This window comes from Streptomyces sp. UW30 (assembly GCF_008042075.1).
In the GTDB taxonomy this organism is placed as follows: domain Bacteria; phylum Actinomycetota; class Actinomycetes; order Streptomycetales; family Streptomycetaceae; genus Streptomyces.
Genome location: NZ_RDBN01000008.1, coordinates 68,233 through 84,340 on the forward strand (window position 1 = coordinate 68,233; position 16,108 = coordinate 84,340).

Below are 16,108 nucleotides of genomic sequence, written 5' to 3' on the forward strand. Positions count from 1 at the left end.
CGGCCCGCGCTCTGGAGGGTCATTCCGGTGGCGAACAGCCGCTGGATCGCAAGGTCGTGCAGGTCGCGGGCGATGCGGTCGCGGTCCTTGAGCACGGCGACCTCGGCCGCGTCCTGCCGGCGTTCCGCGAGTTCCATGGCGACGGCGGCCTGCGCGGCGAAGCCCTGGAGCGGTTCGATCTCCTTGCCGGTGAACACGGTCTGCCCCGCTCCGCGGACGAGCAGGACGACGCCTCGTACGCCGTCCTCCCCTGTTCCGACGGGGACGGCGACGGCGGGGCCGAGGCCGGTGAGGCTCGGGGGTCCCGCCGAGATCCGTTCGTCGTGGGAGATGTCCGGGCTGGTGACGGGAGCGGCCGTGGCGAAGGCCTCGCCGAGGAGGCCGCTGTCGCCGGGGAGTACCAGTCCGCGCAGCGACTGCGCCTCCGGTCCGATGGCGAGTTCTACCCCGAGCGAGTCGGTGTCCTCCATGGGCATCGCGACCATGGCCAGCGCCGCGCCCGTGATCTCCCGGGCGCGGTCGGCGATCAGTCCGAGCACCTCACCGCGCTCGGCGCCGGACATCAGGCTGTGGGTGATCTCCGCGGTCGCCCGCAGCCAGCGCTCCCGCAGCCGGGACTCCTCGTAGAGGCGGGCGTTGTCGATGGCGACGCCGGCGGCCACCGCGAGGGTCGACGTCACGGCGATGTCCTCCTCGTCGAACTGCGCCCCGCCCCGCTTCTCGGTCAGGTACAGGTTGCCGAAGATCTGGTCGCGCACCCGGATGGGGACCCCGAGGAAGGTGTTCATCGGCGGATGGTTCGGCGGAAAGCCGTACGACGCCGGATGCTCGGAGATCTTGGCCAGGCGCAGCGGCTCGGGGTGGCGGATGAGCTCGCCGAGGATGCCGTGGCCCTCCGGGTAGTGGCCGATCTTGGCGATCTGTTCGTCGGCGATCCCGACGGTGTGGAAGCCGGAGAGCCGCCTGCCGTCGGGCCCGATCACTCCGAGGGCGGCGTACTCGGCGTCGACCAGCACGGCGGCGGCTTCCACGATGCTGTGCAGGGCCTGCTCCAGGTCCAGCTCGCGGCCGACGGAGAGCACGGCCTCCAGCAGGCTGTGTACCCGGTCGCGGGTGCCGCGGGCCGCGTCCAGCCGGGCCTGGAGCTCCTCCAGCAGCTCGTCCAGCCTCAGCTGCGGCAGCCGTATGCGGGCCTCCCGGGGTTCCTCGGGGCTTCCCACCTGCGTCTCCTCCGGTCCCGTGGGCGGTCGGACACCGGCCGCTCCGGACACCGGTCACGCTACCGGCCCGCGGCGCGCGGCGGTGCGGAATCGGACCCGTTGGAGCCACGGTCCGGCGCTCGCGGCGGCGCCGTCGACCAGGAGTTCCGGGCCGTTCGGCCCTACCGCGAGGACGGACAGCACCTGTCGGCCCGCCCGGTCTCCGTCCGAGGCTGGACCTGCGACGCGTCCACAGTGCCGGGCGGGACCCGGCCGATCCGAGGAGTGCAGCGTCATGGACCGTTACCCGCACGATCTCCACCGGCGCCGCGGGGACCAGGCGGATCCGCCGGGCTGCGAGGGCGCGAACCTGGCCGATATGACGCGGCTGGGCCGTCCGGACCGTGATGGGGGCCCATCGGCCCTGGCACCTGGCGGTGACACGAGGGATGGTGGAGGAAGGAGCGGCACCGATCCCCCGCGGTGTCGCTCCGTGCCTGTGCAGACCGCACCGCACTCCGCACCGCAGACCCCACCGCACTCCGCACCGCAGACCGCATCCATGATCAACGCACCCCAACGGAAGCCCGTCATGGTCCACGACGACAGCAGGCCCGCCCCCGCCGGACCGCGCCACCGCATCGAGCTCGACGGCAGCGAGGCGCTGCGGCTGCTGGGCAGCGTGTCCCTCGGCAGGATCGTCTTCACCCGGCATGCGCTGCCGACCGTGCGCCCGGTCAACCATGCCCTGGACGGCGGGGACATCGTCATCCGCACCCACGAGGGCGCCGCTCTGACCTCGCACGCCCAGCGGGCCGACGGCCCGGGGGTCGTCGTCGCCTACGAGGCCGACGCCATCGACCCGCAGACACATCTCGGCTGGAGCGTGGTGGTGACCGGGTACGCCCGCCTGGTGACCGACCCCGACGACCTCGCCCGCTGCCGGACGCTGGTACGGCCCTGGGTGGACCAGGCGATGGACCAGGCGGTCCGTATACGGCCGGACCAGGTCACGGGCATCCTGCTCACCGCGGAAGACCGCTCGGGCGCCGCCTGAACCCCACCGGCGACGCCCGTTCTCGTGTCCTCCGGCTGTCAGGTGCCGCTCACGGGAACGACCTCCTGGTGCCGCTCCTCGCCCAGCACGACCTTCAGGGCGCCGGTGTCCGCGGCGCTGCTGAAGACGTCGTACGCCTCCTCCATGAGGTCCAGCGGGAAGGTGTGGGTGACCAGCTCGGAGGTGGGCAGCCGGCCGGCGGCCGTCATCCGCAGCAGGGTCGGGGTGGAGTAGGTGTCGACCAGGCCGGTCGTGATGGTGATGTTCTTGATCCACAGGTCTTCGAGATGCAGGGTCGCGGGGGCGCCGTGGACGCCCACGTTGGCGATGTGTCCGCCGGGCCGGACCATCCTGGTGCACAGCTCGAAGGTCTCGGGCACGCCGACCGCCTCGATGACGACGTCCGCGCCGAGTCCGTCGGTGAGGTCGGTGACCAGCTGTTCCGGGGCCTCCCGGGCGTCGGCCACCGCGTCGGCGCCGAGCCGCCGGGCGGCCTCCAGGCGGGCGGGGGCCAGGTCCACGGCGACGATCCGTTCGGGCGAGAACAACTGGGCCGTGGCGACGGCCGCCAGTCCGATGGGGCCGGCGCCGACCACCACGACGGTGTCGCCGGGCCGGACGTGACCGTTGAGGACGCCCACCTCGTAGGAGGTCGGGAGGATGTCGGCCAGCAGGACGGCGTCCTTGCTGTCCATGGCGCCCGGCAGCGGGTGCACGGACAGGTCGGCGTACGGCACCCGGACGTACTCGGCCTGCGTGCCGTCGATCAGATGGCCGAGGATCCAGCCGCCACCGCCCCGGCACTGGCCGTACGCCCCCTGCCGGCAGTAGGAGCAGCGCCCGCACGAGGTGATGCAGGAGACCAGGACCCGGTCTCCGGGCCGCACGGTCCGTACGTCGCTGCCGACCTCCACGATCTCGCCGACCGCCTCGTGACCGAGGACGGTGCCGGGCTGTACCTCGGGCACGTCGCCCTTGAGGATGTGCAGGTCCGTGCCGCAGATGGTGACCGCTCCGACGCGCACGATCGCGTCGGTGGGCTCCTTGATGGCCGGGTCCGGGACCTGTTCCCAGGCGGACTGTCCGGCGCCGTGGAACACGTAGCCTTTCATGACGCTCCTCACCCAAACTCGACGTGTCGCGGAGCGCGGGCCCGGCGGTGAGGTCTCGCAGGCGGTACGCGCCCGCCGACACCCCGGTGCCGGAATTGCCCCGCACGTCCAGCTTGGCGCGGATGCGCGGGCACCGCTTGGGCCGGACGGGACCCTTGCGGGGCCGGACGGGGTGTTCTTCGTACGGCCCCGCCGCACAAGTCCCCCGCTACGCCCCGTTCCTCAGCTCGGCGGCCACGCGATCCGCCCACGCCTCGATCGCGGTGAAGTCCCGGAAGTCCCCGCCCTTGCCGGAGCGCAGGATCATCCCGGCGACCCAGCCCTTGGCGCCTTCCTCCAGGCAGCCGCCGAACGTGACGTGCTCTCGGGCGTCCAGCCGTGTCATGGCCTTCTTCACGCCGGGCACGGGCGGGATGTCCCGCTCAGAGGCCGTGGCGTCGAGGGGCCCGCTGCTGAAGAGCCACAGCGGGCGTTCGGTCAGGGCCCGGCCGTGTCGGCGGACGAAGCGGCGGGCGTCCTTGTGCCAGCGTCCGGCGTACAGTCCGCCGCCGACCACGACGGCGTCGTACGGGGACACGCTCGGCACGGACCGGGCGGGCAGCGCGTCCACCGCCAGCCCGTCCTTGCGCAGGACGTCGGCGATGGCTTCGGCGATCCGCGCGGTCGATCCATTGGTCGTTCCGTAGGCCACCAGCACCTTGTCGGTCATGACGGTTCGCCTCCTTCGCTCCCACCATGCAGCGCCCGACCGACCGATCCCATGGGCTGCCCGGGGCCGACCCGGGGGCCGTTCGGCCCCGCGGGACCGCCGATCGGCACAGACACCATCGGCCCCTTCAGGGATCCGGGTTCATCAAGCCGGTGCGCTGGGCGTATTCCTCCAGCGGCTCGGCCGACGCCCACCAGGATCGGTAGTAGTCCCGGAAGGAGTTGACAGCCTCCGCTCTTTCCAGGCTGTGCCCGCTCATGAACGAGCCGTCCGAGGTCAGCAGCAACAGCACCGCAGTGTCGTCGATGATCGCCAAGTTGACCGCGTCGACACCGCTGTTCGTGATCACCACGCGAGCGTGGTAGTTGGCGAGGCCCTGCATCTCTTCACAGTGCGCGCGCAGCCACTGGCGCATCTCGGCGCGTCCGGGCTCCTGTGCCGGGACTCCGATGATGCGATGGAACGACGCACCGGGGTTGCGCCGGGTCCAGTCCGCGGCGGTCCTGAAGTACTGCTGCGCGGCCGGGGACCGGAAGCTGGGCGGTGGGGTATTGCGGACGTAGCTCGTGTAGATGTGCCGCTCGGCGGTGCGCACGAGGCGAGTGAAGGAGAGGAAGAACTCGTCGCTCGTCCTGAAATGAGTGGAGGGGGTGGGAGTCTGACGGTCGCGTATCTCGATGACGACCGAGAGCAGGACGTACAGAACCGCGTAAATGAGCGGGATCTGCCACTTCACGTCCCATGCGAAGAGGTTCGCGACGATCGAGCCACCCATCACGAACAGGAGAGCAAGCAGCAACAGCTTCTGTTCAACGGATTGCAGACTGACCATCCGCCGCACCAGCCCCACCCCATCACGCCAAGGCCATGCCGCCTGCCACGCGGTAGACACGTGCTCTGCCGCGGGGTTCTACCCCTCCCGGAACATCGCGACACGAGGCGGCTTCGACCTGGGCGGAGGGGACCGGCGATCGGCGGCGCCGGCCCCCTCGGGTCTGTCAGGTGCTCCAGGTCCAGTCGGCGATCTCCGGCAGGTCGGTGCCGTGTTCGCGGATCCAGCTGTGGTGGCGGGTGCGGGCGTCGGCCATGTCCTGGCGTACGGCGGCGGCGCGCACGGCGAGGCCGGGGACTCGGTCGATGACGTCCATGACCAGGCGGAAACGGTCGAGGTCGTTGCGGACGACCATGTCGAAGGGTGTGGTCGTGGTGCCGGACTCCTTGTAGCCGCGCACATGCAGGTTCTTGTGGCCGGTGCGGCTGTAGGCGAGGCGGTGGATGAGCCACGGGTAGCCGTGGTAGGCGAAGATCACCGGCTTGTCGGCGGTGAACAGGCCGTCGTACTCGAAGTCGGTCATGCCGTGGGGGTGTTCCTCGCGCGGCATGAGCCGGGTCATGTCGACGACGTTGACCACGCGGACGGTGAGCTGCGGCAGGTGCCGGCGCAGCAGTTGCGCGGCGGCCAGCACCTCCTGTGTGGGCACGTCACCGGCGCAGGCGAGCACCACGTCCGGTTCGCCGCCGTTCTCCGTGCCGGCCCAGTCCCAGATGCCGGCGCCGCGCGCGCAGTGGGCGCGGGCGGCGTCCATGGACAGCCAGTCGAAGCAGGGCTGTTTGCCGGCGACGATCACATTGACGTAGTCGCGGCTGCGCAGAGCATGGTCGGCGACGGAGAGCAGGGTGTTGGCGTCCGGCGGGAGATAGACCCGTACGACTTCGGGGCTCTTGTTGAGGACGTGGTCGACGAAGCCGGGGTCCTGGTGGGAGAAGCCGTTGTGGTCCTGCCGCCAGACGTGCGAGGTCAGCAGGTAGTTGAGCGAGGCGATGGGGGCGCGCCAGGGCAGCCGCCGGGCCGTCCTCAGCCACTTGATGTGCTGGTTGACCATGGAGTCGACGATGTGGACGAAGGCCTCGTAGCAGGAGAACAGTCCGTGCCGCCCCGTGAGGAGATAGCCCTCCAGCCAGCCCTGGCAGGTGTGTTCGGAGAGGATCTCCATGACGCGCCCGTGCCGGTCGAGGTGTTCGTCGACCGGCAGGGTCTCCGCCTGCCATGCCTTGCCGCTGGCGTCGTACAGCGCCTGGAGCCGGTTGGACGCGGTCTCGTCCGGGCCGACGACCCGGAAGTCGCGGCGCGTGCGGGTGTCCTGCATGACCTGTCGCAGGAGGTCCCCGAGGACCCGGGTCGGCTCGTGCAGGGTCGTGCCGGGCTTGTCGACCGGTACGGCGAAGGAGTCCAGGGACCCGATGGGCAGGTCGCGGACGAGGAGCCCGCCGTTGGCGTGCGCGGTGGCGCCCAGGCGGCGGGAGCCGTCGGGGACACATGCGAGGACGTCTGCGACGGGCCGGCCGTCGGTGTGGAAGAGGTCCTCGGGCCGGTACGAGCGCAGCCACGCCTCCAACTGCCGCAGGTGCTCCGGGTTCTCGCGCACGCCGGCGAGCGGAACCTGATGGGCGCGCCAGGTGCCCTCCACGGGCAGGCCGTCGACCTCGGCGGGGCCGGTCCAGCCTTTCGGTGTGCGCAGCACGATCATCGGCCAGTGCATGCGTTCGGCGACGCCGCCCTCACGGGCCGACCGCTGCATCAGGGCGATCCGGTCCAACGCCTCGTCGAGGGCGCGGGCCATCGCGCGGTGGACGGCGGCGGGGTCGTCACCGGTGACGTGGAGCGGTTCGTGGCCGTAGCCGCGCAGCAGCTGGTCGAGTTCGGCCACGGGCAGTCGGGACAGCACGGCCGGGTTGGCGATCTTGTAGCCGTTGAGGTGCAGGATCGGCAGGACGGCGCCGTCGTGCACCGGGTCGAGGAACTTGTTGGAATGCCAGGCGGCGGCCAGTGGCCCGGTCTCCGCCTCGCCGTCGCCGATCACGCAGGCGACGAGCAGGTCCGGGTTGTCGAAGGCGGCGCCGTAGGCGTGGGCGAGGGAGTACCCGAGCTCGCCGCCCTCATGGATGGATCCCGGGACCTCGGGGGCCACATGGCTCGGCACGCCGCCCGGGAAGGAGAACTGCCGGAACAGCCGCTCCATCCCCTCACCGTCCCGCGGCACGTCCGGGTAGATCTCGCTGTAACTGCCGTCCAGCCAGGACCCGGCGAGCACGGAGGGTCCCCCGTGCCCCGGCCCCCACACGCACAGCGTGTCGAGCCCGCGCGCCCCGATCACCCGGTTGAGGTGGGTGTACACGAGGTTCAGGCCCGGCGAGGTGCCCCAGTGGCCGAGCAGCCGCGGCTTGATGTGCTCCGGCTTCAGCGGCTCGGTCAGCAGGGGGTTGGACAGCAGATAGATCTGGCCCGCGGCCAGGTAGTTGGCGGCCCGCCAGTGGGCGTCCAGCTTGCGCAGCTCGTCGGCGGAGAGTTCGGTGGCGTCCTGGTGCTCGGCCTTGGACATGGAGGCGACTCCGGAGTCGTCGGTAGTTCGAACTGCCGTGATTTCAGGATCAGTTGGTCATCAGGGATGGCCAGTTGGTCATGGGGGGTCAATTGGTCGGAGGGTCAATTGGTCATCGGGGTCGTCCGGCCGGGGACCCCGCTGCGCGTCATCCGTCGTGCTCGGGCACGACGGCGACCGGGCAGACGGAGTGATGGAGCACCCCGTGGGCCACGCGGCCCAGTTGGAGCCCGAAGTGCCGCGGACGGCGCCGGGCCCCGACTATGAGCAGGTCGGCGTCGCGGGAGGCGTCCGCCAGTACGGTCCGGGCGTGGCCCTCCACGACCCGCCGGTGCACCTCTACGTCGGCGGGCATCCCTCGCAGGGCCTTTTCCAGGGCCTGTGCCGCTTCCTGCTCGTGCAGCCGGGCGGGCGCTCCGGCGAGCAGCGGGTGATCGGTGGTCTCACGCGCGGGAGACCGCCACGCCCGTACGGCTTGCACCGACGCTCCGCGCAGCCGGGCCTCCTCGAAGGCAAACCGGACCGGCGCCCCCTCGCCGACCCCCACGACGATCCGGCCGCCCGGCCGGACCGCGTTGTCTTGGCCTCCGCGCACGACGACCATCGGGCAGTGCGCGTGCCCGGCCACGGTCAGGCTCACGGAGCCCAGCAGCGCCTCGGCCATGCCGCCCCGGCCACGGGTACCCGTCACCAGCAGTGCGGCGTTGCGGCTCTCCCGCACCAGCACGTACTCGGGTTCCTCGGGCAGCGAGTCGGTCAGGACCTTCACGTCGGCCTGGCGGCGGTGGGCGCGCCGCGCCGCGGTCGTCACGATGTCCTGGGCCCGCACCTGTTCGGACGGCTTGCCCAGGTCGTGGGCGAGGGCGTCACCCTCGTAGCGCTCCCACAGCCAGGCGTACACCAGCCGCAGCGGCAGGCCGCGCAGCATGGCCTCGTCGGCCGCCCAGTCGACGGCCCGCAGGCTGGGCTCGGAGCCGTCGACGCCGACGACGATCGGCAGGTCCATCGCGCTCATGGTTCAACTCCTCCGGATTTCCGTCAGTTGTGCGGTACGACGGCGACGGGGGCCATGGCGTGATGGAGCACGGCGTGCGTGACGGGACCGATGTGGGCGCCGAACGGGCTGCGGCGGATCCGGCGTCCGACCACGACCAGGGAGGCTTCCCGGGAGGCGTCGACGAGATGGCTGCCGGGGGTGCCGTAGTGGGCTTCCTCGGCGACCTCGACCTCCGGGAACTTCTTGCGCCACGGGCGCATGACCTCGGTCAGGACCGTGGTCTCGCGCTGTGCGAGGGACGCGTGGAGTTCGAGGTCCGCGGACAGGCCGTAAGCGTAGTACGGGGGCGGGTTCCAGCCGTGTACGACCCGCAGGGTGGTACCCCGGCGGGCAGCGGCGGCGGACGCGAACTCGATCAGCTCACGGTCGGGGCTGTCGATGTCGAGGCCGAGGACGACGGGCCGGAACGCGGTCGCGGCGGACGGTATGCCGACGGGGTCGGCCTCGTGCTCGTCGGCGGGCTGTTCTTCGGCACGGACCAGCACGACGGGCCGGTCGGAGTGTGCCACGACCGCGAGCCCGACCGAGCCGACGAGGAAGCCGGCGATGCCGCTGAGCCCGCGCGAGCCGAGGACGAGAAGCTCGGCGTCCTTCGCCTCGTCCGCCAGCACCTCGGCGGGCCGCCCGGACAGCTGCTCGATCGTCACGTCGAGGCCGGGGTGACGCGCCCGGATGCCTTCGGCCGCGTCCTTCGGAATCCTCCCCCAGCCTTCGGCCGGGGGTGCCCCCATCTCACTTCGTTCGGTCCAGTGCTGCTGGGTCTCGACGCCGAGGAGCGGTGCCTGGGCCATGGGCTCCGGTACGGGCTCCCACACTTGGATCAGCTTCAGCGGCAGACCGAGCAACTGTGCTTCGCGAGCCGCCCACTCGGCCGCCGCGCGGCTCTCACGCGAGCCGTCGAGACCGGCGGTCACGCTGAGAGTGACGGTGCGGGTCATGGTTCCACCTCCTGAATCGGGGGTCCCGAGTCGGGGGTCCCGATCCGAGCGTCGCCCTCGGACGGCGCGCCCGGCAGGGGCCGCAAGTCCCTGCAAGGGACCGACCGGCCCTGGTCGTTCCGGGGACCCGGTGAGCTGAACGGAGGTGACCGAAGGGCCCGTTGGGGTGCATGCTCGGCCGGAATCGATTCACCTCTCGCGGCCGTGGGCACGCCGGTGGATCCTGAGGCCCGACGGAGAAGGGCGGCCGATGGAGCAGGACAAGAGCGGGCACGTTCCGCAGTGGCGGCGCCTGGTGCCGGGAGTCGTCACCCTCCTCGGCTACCGGCGTTCCTGGCTGCGGGGCGACATCCTGGCCGGCTTCACCGTGGCGGCGTATCTCGTCCCCCAGGTGATGGCGTACGCGGGCGTGGCCGGGCTGCCGCCGGTCGCCGGGCTGTGGGCCATCCTGCCCGCGCTGGCCCTCTACGCGCTGTTCGGGTCCTCGCGTCTGCTGTCGGTCGGCCCGGAGTCCACGACCGCGCTGATGACAGCCACGGTGGTCGCCCCGCTCGCCGCCGGCGACCCCGACCGCTACGCCACCCTGGCCGTCACCCTCGCAGTCACGGTCGGCCTGCTGTGCCTGGTCGCGCGGGCGGTGCGGCTCGGCTTCCTCGCGGATCTGCTCTCGCGCCCGGTGCTGATCGGCTACATGGCGGGCGTGGCGCTGATCATGATGTCGGACCAGCTGACCAAGCTGACCGGCGTCGAGACGACGGGATCCAAGTTCTTCCCTCAGGTGTGGTCGTTCGTGGGCGATGTGACGGAGGCCCACACGGCCACCGTCCTGCTCTCGGCCGCCGCCCTCGTCCTGCTCTTCCTCATGGCGAAGTACGTCCGTGCCGTGCCCGGTCCGCTGCTCGCCGTGGTTCTCGGCACGCTCGCCGTGGTGCTCTTCGACCTCGACGACCGGTACGGCGTCAAGGTGATCGGCGAGGTCCCCTCGGGCCTGCCGGGCCTCGCCCGGCCGGACTGGACCGAGGTGCCGGGTCTGGTGCTGCCCGCCCTCGGCGTACTCCTGGTCGGGTACACGGACTTCATCCTGACCGCGCGGGCATTCTCCGGCCCCGCGGACGATACGGACGACGGCCCCGAGCTCGACGCCAACCAGGAGTTCCTGGCGCTGGGCGCGGCCAACCTCGGCGCCGGTGCCCTGCACGGCTTCCCCGTCAGCAGCAGCGCCAGCCGCACCGCGCTGGCCTCTTCGGCGGGCGCGCGCAGTCAGGCGTACTCACTGATCGCCGGTGCCGTGGTCCTCGCGGTCCTGCTCTTCCTGAGCCCCCTGCTGGCCCGCACGCCGTCCGCGGTCCTCGGCGCGCTCGTCGTCTACGCCGCGGTCCGCATGATCGACCTCGCGGGCTTCCGCCGCCTGGCGTCCTTCCGCCGCCGCGAACTGCTGCTCGCGCTCGGCTGCCTGGTCGGCGTGCTCGCCCTGGACATCCTGAACGGCGTCCTCGTCGCGGTCGGCCTGTCGGTGGCCGAGCTGCTGACGCGGGTCGCCCGTCCGCACGACGCGATCCAGGGCGTGGTGCCCGGCATCGCCGGCATGCACGACGTCGACGACTACCCGACCGCCCGGACGATCCCCGGGCTGCTGGTCTACCGCTACGACTCCCCGCTCTTCTTCGCCAACGCCGAGGACTTCCGCCGCCGCGCCCTGGCCGCCGTGGACGAGCAGACCGCCCCCGTCCGCTGGTTCGTCCTGAACGCCGAGGCGAATGTGGAAGTCGACATCACCGCACTGGACGCCGTCGACGAGCTGCGCCGCGAGCTCACCGACCGCGGCGTCGTGTTCGCTCTCGCCCGTGTCAAGCAGGACCTCCTGGAGGACCTTCAGGCGTACGGCCTCGCGGACTCCGTGGGGGCGGACCGGATCTTTCCGACCCTGCCGACCGCCGTGGACGCGTACCGGGAGTGGTCGGGCGACCGGTAGCCGCGGCGACGGCGGAGCCGGGTGGCCCGTCGCGAGGGCCGGGTGGCCCATGGTCCGCTGCGGGCGGCGGGCGGACGSTGGCAGTGGAAGTCCCTGCACCCGTCGGGAGGCACGTCATGATCACCACACCCACGCCCAGCATGCTGCGCGGGCTGCCGGCCGAACACCGGCAACGGCTCATGCACATGGCCCGCGAGGTGTCCTTCCCGGAAGGGACGCGCCTGTTCGAGGAGGGCGACAGGGCCGACCGGTTCTGGATCATCCGCACCGGCACCGTCGAACTCGACATGCGTGTACCGGGTCGCCGGCCGGCCGTCATCGAGAGCCTCCGGCACAACGAACTCGTCGGCTGGTCCTGGCTGTTCACCCCGCACGTCTGGCACCTGGGCGCCGAGGCGACGACCCCCGTGCGGGCGTACGAGTTCGACGCGACGACCGTGCGCACGATGTGCCGTGAGGACCCGGCGCTGGGCCACGCCGTCGCCCAGTGGGTCGGCGACGTCCTCGCGCACCGTCTGCGCTCGGCCCGGACCCGGCTGCTGGACCTGTACGCCCCGTACGGCGCCGGCAGCACCGTCTGACCGCCCGCGAGCCGAGCGAGGAGGAGCCACATCATGTACGGCAACCCGCACATCGTCAGCGATGTCATGACGCACACGGTCGCCGCTGTCGGCCGCCGGGCCACCTTCGTGGAGATCGTGCGGCTGATGCAGGACTGGAAGGTCAGCGCCCTGCCCGTGCTGGAGGGCGAGGGCCGGGTGGTCGGCGTCGTCTCCGAGGCCGACCTGCTGCCCAAGGAGGAGTTCCGCGACAGCGACCCCGACCGGTACACCCAGCTGCGCCGCCTGTCCGACCTGGCGAAGGCCGGCGCGGTCAGCGCGCAGGAGCTGATGACCGCACCGGCGCTCACCACCCGCCCGGACGCGACGCTGGCCCAGGCCGCCCGGACGATGGCCCGCGCCAAGGTCAAGCGGCTGCCGGTGGTCAACGAGCTGGGCATGCTGGAGGGCATCGTCAGCCGGGCCGACCTGCTCAAGGTCTTCCTGCGTGAGGACGACGAAATCGCGGAGGAGGTGCGGCGGGAGGTCGTCGCCCATCTCTTCCCCATGTCGTCCGCGGCGATCCGGGTCGAGGTCCAGGACGGCGTGGTGAACCTGGCCGGGCGCGTCCGGGACACGTCCCTGATCCCGGTCGCCGCCCGTCTGATCCGTGCCGTCGAAGGCGTGGTGGACGTGGACTTCGCCCTGGAATCCCCTATAGGGGCAGGTGAGAGCGCCGCTTGGGGCCGGTGAGGGAACGTCTCGGGCCGACCGGTGCGCGTCTCGTGGTCCACTAGGGCCGGTCGGCCCTAGTGCGTCCGGCCCCGGCGAGCGATGATCGTCATCAGAAGCAGTCCGTGGTCTGCGGTCCGTCGTCCGCCGTCGGTGGCCCTTCGGTCCGCAGGCCGTGAGTCACCGGGGTACAAGGGGTCGTCATGACAGGGCCAGGCACCTTCACGGAGCAGAACCCGATCCGCGTGTTCCTGCTGGACGACCACGAGGTCGTACGTCGAGGCCTGACCGACCTGCTCGACGCCGAACCGGACATCTCCGTGGTCGGCGACGCGGACACCGTCGAGCACGCCCTGGTCCGCGGTCCGGCGCTGCGCCCGCACGTCGCCGTCCTCGACGTACGCCTCCCCGACGGCGACGGCATCACCGTCTGCCGCGAGCTGCGCAGCCAGATGCCCGAGCTGGCCTGCCTGATGCTGACCTCGTTCGACGACGAGGACGCCCTGCTCGACGCCATCATGGCCGGCGCCTCGGGCTACGTCCTCAAGCAGATCAGGGGCTCCGACCTGGTCTCGGCGGTCCGCACGGTCGCCTCGGGCCAGTCCATGCTGGACCCCGCGACCACCGCCCGCCTGATGCGCTCACTGCGCGCCGACCCTGCCGAGACACCGGCCGTCGCGCCCGAACTGGCGAGCCTGTCCCCCCGTGAGCGGGACATCCTCGCCCTGATCGGCGACGGTCTCACCAACCGCGAGATCGGCAAGAAGCTCTACCTCTCGGAGAAGACCGTCAAGAACCACATCTCCCGGCTGCTGGCCAAGCTCGGCGTCCAGCGCCGCGTCCAGGCCGCGGTACTGGCCTCCCACCTGGAGCAGTCGGACACCGGGGACCACCCCGCGCGGTGAGCAGCGGCCGGGCCGCCCTGCCCGTCAGGCGGGGGCCGGCTCACGCGCTCGCGCGGAGGTGAGCCGGCCAGTGTGTGCGAGCGCGGCGACCGACGCGGCGCAGGCGAGTCCGATGGCGGTCAGGGCCGTCCAGGTCAGCCAGAGGGCGTGATGCCGGTGGGCGAAGTCCCACAGCGCGCCGGTGACGAGGTTGCCCAGCGTGATGCCCAAGCCGGAGATGGTGTTGTAGAGGCCGTAGTGCGTGGCCACCAGGCGGTTGCCGGAGAGGGCGACGATGGTGTCCATCTCGAACGGGTAGACCACGGCCGAGCCCGCCGCGAGCAGGACCACCGCGGCGATCAGGGAGCCCAGCATCGCCGCTGAGGAGCCGGGCGGGACGAGCGCGAGCGGCAGGAAGGCCAGCCCCATCGCGGCCAGCCCCCTCACCAGCGCCTGGTCCTGTGGCCGGCGTTTTTGGGCCCAGCCGGTCAGGCGCAACTGGCCGAGCACGGCGACCGCGGCCGAGACGACGAACAGCCCGCTGGTGGCCGCCGTGGCGTTCGTGCCGAGGGCGTCGGCGGCCGCCAGCGGGAGGGCCAGGTAGACCTGGAAGGTCAGCACGTACGAGCCGATCATCGCGGCGGCGAAGAGCAGGAAGGGCCGGTTCGCCGCGACCGTGCGCCACTGCGTCAGCACGCCCTCCTTCCGGGTGGCGTGCGCGGTGTGGTCCTGACGGGCCGGAAGGCGGCGCCACTGGAGCACGGTGAGTCCGGCGAAGATGACGGCGGCACTCGTGCACACGAGGCGGAAGTCGACGGCGAGCAGGGCGAGCCCGACGAGCGGCCCGAGGAGCATGCCGGCCTGGTAGTGGACGTTGAAGGCGGCGAACGCGTCCACGCGCCGTTCACCGGCCTCGGCGGCGAGGTAGGCGCGGACTGCCGGATTGAACAGGGCGCCGGCGAATCCGGTGGCGGCGGAGGCCACGATCAGGGCGGGGAGGTTGTCGACCCAGCCGAGCAGCGCGAAGCCCACGGTGCGCAGCAGGCAGCCCGCCATGATCGGGGTCTTGTGGCCGAGGCGGTCGGCGAGGGTGCCGCCGATGAGGAACATGCCCTGCTGGGAGAAGTTGCGCACGCCCAGCACGAGTCCCACGGCCCAGGCCGCGAGGCCGACCCCGTCGGACAGGTGGGCGGCCAGGTAGGGCATGAGCATGTAGAAGGCGAGGTTGATGGCGAACTGGTTGGCCATCAGCAGCCGTACGGCCGGCGGGAAGGAGCGGGTCTGCCGCCACAGGGCCCTCATCGGGCGGCTCCCGTCAGCCCGTAGGCGTGGGCCGTCGCGAGGGGGTCGGTCACGTGGGTGCAGCGGGTCCAGCGGGTCACGATCCGTTCGCCGGGGTGAGCGATCCGGTCCGGGTCGTCGGCCGGAAGGTCCCCGAGGAGCCCGTGCTCGCGGCAGTAGGCGTCGTCGAAGACGGTGCCTACGTACCGTTGCGGGCCGTCCGGGAAGACGGCGACGATCCGGTCCTCCGGGGGCAGGGTGCGGGTCAGCCAGCGGGCGACGAGCGCGACGGCGCCGACGCTCCAGCCGCCGGTGGCGTAGTGGTCACGGGCCAGGCGGCGCGCGGCCCACACCGCTTCCGGGGCGGCGACCCAGTGGACCTCGTCGAAGAGGTCGTAGGCGACGTTGCGGGGGTGGATGCTGGAGCCGAGTCCGCGCATCAGGCGGGGTGCGGCGGGCTGCCCGAAGATCGTCGAGCCGGTGGTGTCCACTCCGACGACCCGCAGGTGGGGGAAGAGGCCGCGCAGGACGGAGGCGATGCCGGCGGAGTGGCCGCCGGTGCCCACGGAGACGACGAGGGTGTCGACGCGGCCGAGTTGGGCGACGATCTCGTGGGCGAGCGGGGCGTAGGCGGCGACGTTGTCGGGGTTGTTGTACTGGTCGGGGCACCAGGAGTCGGCGTGGACGGCGACGAGCTCCTGGACCCGGTGCCGTCGGGCCTCTTGCCAGCCTCCGGTGGCATGGGGCGTGTCGACAAGGTCGACCTCGGCGCCGTAGGCGGTGAGCAGCCCGGTCATCAGCGGTTCCATGCCCGGGTCGGTGACGACGGTGACGGGATGGCCGAAGGTCGCCCCGGCGAGGGCCAGGCCGAGGCCGAGGGTGCCCGAGGTGGACTCCACGATCCGGGCACCGGGCAGCAGTCGGCCGCGCTCGCGGGCCGCGCGGACCATGTACAGGGCGGCGCGGTCCTTGATACCGCCGGGGTTGCGACCTTCGAGCTTGACCCAGAAGCCGCGTCCCGCGGCGGTGAAGGGCTCGCCGATCCACAGCACGGGGGTGTCGCCCACGAGTCCGGCGGGTGTGTACATCGGGCGTTTGGCTTCGGCCGGCACCTGGGCCGGAGCGAGGGAGGTGGGGATGGGCTGGTTCATGACGTGCTTCTCCTGCGGCCTGTGCCGTGAACGGCCGTCGGCCGAGTGTTCGGGGAAGAGGGCGGGGGCTGATCGGCTGCCGTTCGCCGTCTCAGGG

The 16,108-nt window shown here is 71.8% G+C and carries 14 protein-coding genes; 5 read left to right on the forward strand and 9 right to left on the reverse strand.

Features of this window, described 5'->3' with window-relative positions:
- The coding region (locus EAO75_RS08260; RefSeq protein ID WP_147994463.1) for a GAF domain-containing protein at positions 1–1,220 on the reverse strand (1,220 nt) is incomplete at its 3' end.
- A 571-nt stretch (positions 1,221–1,791) separates the two neighbouring features.
- Here EAO75_RS08260 and EAO75_RS08265 point away from each other — a divergent pair.
- On the forward strand, positions 1,792–2,256 hold the full coding sequence (locus EAO75_RS08265) for a pyridoxamine 5'-phosphate oxidase family protein (RefSeq protein ID WP_147994464.1): 465 nt from the start codon (positions 1,792–1,794) through the stop codon (positions 2,254–2,256).
- 38 nt (positions 2,257–2,294) lie between these two features.
- Here EAO75_RS08265 and EAO75_RS08270 read toward each other — a convergent pair whose 3' ends face one another.
- The 6 genes from EAO75_RS08270 to EAO75_RS08295 all read right to left on the reverse strand — a co-directional run bounded on the left by EAO75_RS08270 (position 2,295) and on the right by EAO75_RS08295 (position 9,452).
- Positions 2,295–3,368, reverse strand: coding sequence for a zinc-dependent alcohol dehydrogenase family protein (locus EAO75_RS08270; RefSeq protein WP_147994400.1), 1,074 nt, complete (start codon positions 3,366–3,368; stop codon positions 2,295–2,297).
- 208 nt (positions 3,369–3,576) lie between these two features.
- Positions 3,577–4,077 (reverse strand): flavodoxin domain-containing protein, encoded by a 501-nt coding sequence (locus EAO75_RS08275; RefSeq protein WP_147994401.1) that lies wholly within the window; start codon positions 4,075–4,077, stop codon positions 3,577–3,579.
- A 127-nt stretch (positions 4,078–4,204) separates the two neighbouring features.
- Positions 4,205–4,927 (reverse strand): hypothetical protein, encoded by a 723-nt coding sequence (locus tag EAO75_RS08280; protein WP_187284347.1) that lies wholly within the window; start codon positions 4,925–4,927, stop codon positions 4,205–4,207.
- A 148-nt stretch (positions 4,928–5,075) separates the two neighbouring features.
- On the reverse strand, positions 5,076–7,457 hold the full coding sequence (locus EAO75_RS08285; RefSeq protein WP_147994403.1) for a phosphoketolase: 2,382 nt from the start codon (positions 7,455–7,457) through the stop codon (positions 5,076–5,078).
- A 148-nt stretch (positions 7,458–7,605) separates the two neighbouring features.
- The gene (locus EAO75_RS08290) at positions 7,606–8,472 is read right to left on the reverse strand and encodes a universal stress protein (RefSeq protein ID WP_147994404.1); all 867 of its coding nucleotides are present in this window, start codon (positions 8,470–8,472) and stop codon (positions 7,606–7,608) included.
- A gap of 23 nt (positions 8,473–8,495) precedes the next feature.
- Positions 8,496–9,452, reverse strand: a complete 957-nt coding sequence (locus EAO75_RS08295) for a universal stress protein (RefSeq protein ID WP_147994405.1) — start codon at positions 9,450–9,452, stop codon at positions 8,496–8,498.
- 250 nt (positions 9,453–9,702) lie between these two features.
- Between EAO75_RS08295 and EAO75_RS08300 the strand changes: the two genes are divergently transcribed.
- The 4 genes from EAO75_RS08300 to EAO75_RS08315 all read left to right on the forward strand — a co-directional run bounded on the left by EAO75_RS08300 (position 9,703) and on the right by EAO75_RS08315 (position 13,600).
- Positions 9,703–11,424, forward strand: coding sequence for a SulP family inorganic anion transporter (locus EAO75_RS08300; RefSeq protein WP_147994406.1), 1,722 nt, complete (start codon positions 9,703–9,705; stop codon positions 11,422–11,424).
- 116 nt (positions 11,425–11,540) lie between these two features.
- Positions 11,541–12,005 (forward strand): cyclic nucleotide-binding domain-containing protein, encoded by a 465-nt coding sequence (locus EAO75_RS08305; RefSeq protein WP_147994407.1) that lies wholly within the window; start codon positions 11,541–11,543, stop codon positions 12,003–12,005.
- 33 nt (positions 12,006–12,038) lie between these two features.
- On the forward strand, positions 12,039–12,716 hold the full coding sequence (locus tag EAO75_RS08310; protein WP_147994408.1) for a CBS domain-containing protein: 678 nt from the start codon (positions 12,039–12,041) through the stop codon (positions 12,714–12,716).
- 182 nt (positions 12,717–12,898) lie between these two features.
- On the forward strand, positions 12,899–13,600 hold the full coding sequence (locus EAO75_RS08315; RefSeq protein ID WP_147994409.1) for a response regulator: 702 nt from the start codon (positions 12,899–12,901) through the stop codon (positions 13,598–13,600).
- A 24-nt stretch (positions 13,601–13,624) separates the two neighbouring features.
- On the opposite strand, the gene EAO75_RS08320 is transcribed toward EAO75_RS08315, so the two are convergent.
- Entirely contained in the window at positions 13,625–14,881 is a 1,257-nt protein-coding gene (locus tag EAO75_RS08320; protein ID WP_147994410.1) for an MFS transporter, read from the reverse strand.
- Positions 14,878–16,011, reverse strand: coding sequence for a PLP-dependent cysteine synthase family protein (locus EAO75_RS08325; RefSeq protein ID WP_147994411.1), 1,134 nt, complete (start codon positions 16,009–16,011; stop codon positions 14,878–14,880). Before EAO75_RS08325 ends, EAO75_RS08320 begins: the two co-directional genes overlap by 4 nt.
- Positions 16,012–16,108 lie beyond the last annotated feature (97 nt).

Bases quoted from the DNA above. Each gene is read 5' to 3' on its own strand.
- EAO75_RS08265 (WP_147994464.1), top strand. From the start codon at position 1,792: ATGGTCCACGACGACAGCAGGCCCGCCCCCGCCGGACCGCGCCACCGC.
- EAO75_RS08270 (WP_147994400.1), bottom strand. From the start codon at position 3,368: ATGAAAGGCTACGTGTTCCACGGCGCCGGACAGTCCGCCTGGGAACAG.
- EAO75_RS08275 (WP_147994401.1), bottom strand. From the start codon at position 4,077: ATGACCGACAAGGTGCTGGTGGCCTACGGAACGACCAATGGATCGACC.
- EAO75_RS08285 (WP_147994403.1), bottom strand. From the start codon at position 7,457: ATGTCCAAGGCCGAGCACCAGGACGCCACCGAACTCTCCGCCGACGAG.
- EAO75_RS08290 (WP_147994404.1), bottom strand. From the start codon at position 8,472: ATGAGCGCGATGGACCTGCCGATCGTCGTCGGCGTCGACGGCTCCGAG.
- EAO75_RS08295 (WP_147994405.1), bottom strand. From the start codon at position 9,452: ATGACCCGCACCGTCACTCTCAGCGTGACCGCCGGTCTCGACGGCTCG.
- EAO75_RS08300 (WP_147994406.1), top strand. From the start codon at position 9,703: ATGGAGCAGGACAAGAGCGGGCACGTTCCGCAGTGGCGGCGCCTGGTG.
- EAO75_RS08305 (WP_147994407.1), top strand. From the start codon at position 11,541: ATGATCACCACACCCACGCCCAGCATGCTGCGCGGGCTGCCGGCCGAA.
- EAO75_RS08310 (WP_147994408.1), top strand. From the start codon at position 12,039: ATGTACGGCAACCCGCACATCGTCAGCGATGTCATGACGCACACGGTC.
- EAO75_RS08315 (WP_147994409.1), top strand. From the start codon at position 12,899: ATGACAGGGCCAGGCACCTTCACGGAGCAGAACCCGATCCGCGTGTTC.
- EAO75_RS08320 (WP_147994410.1), bottom strand. From the start codon at position 14,881: ATGAGGGCCCTGTGGCGGCAGACCCGCTCCTTCCCGCCGGCCGTACGG.
- EAO75_RS08325 (WP_147994411.1), bottom strand. From the start codon at position 16,011: ATGAACCAGCCCATCCCCACCTCCCTCGCTCCGGCCCAGGTGCCGGCC.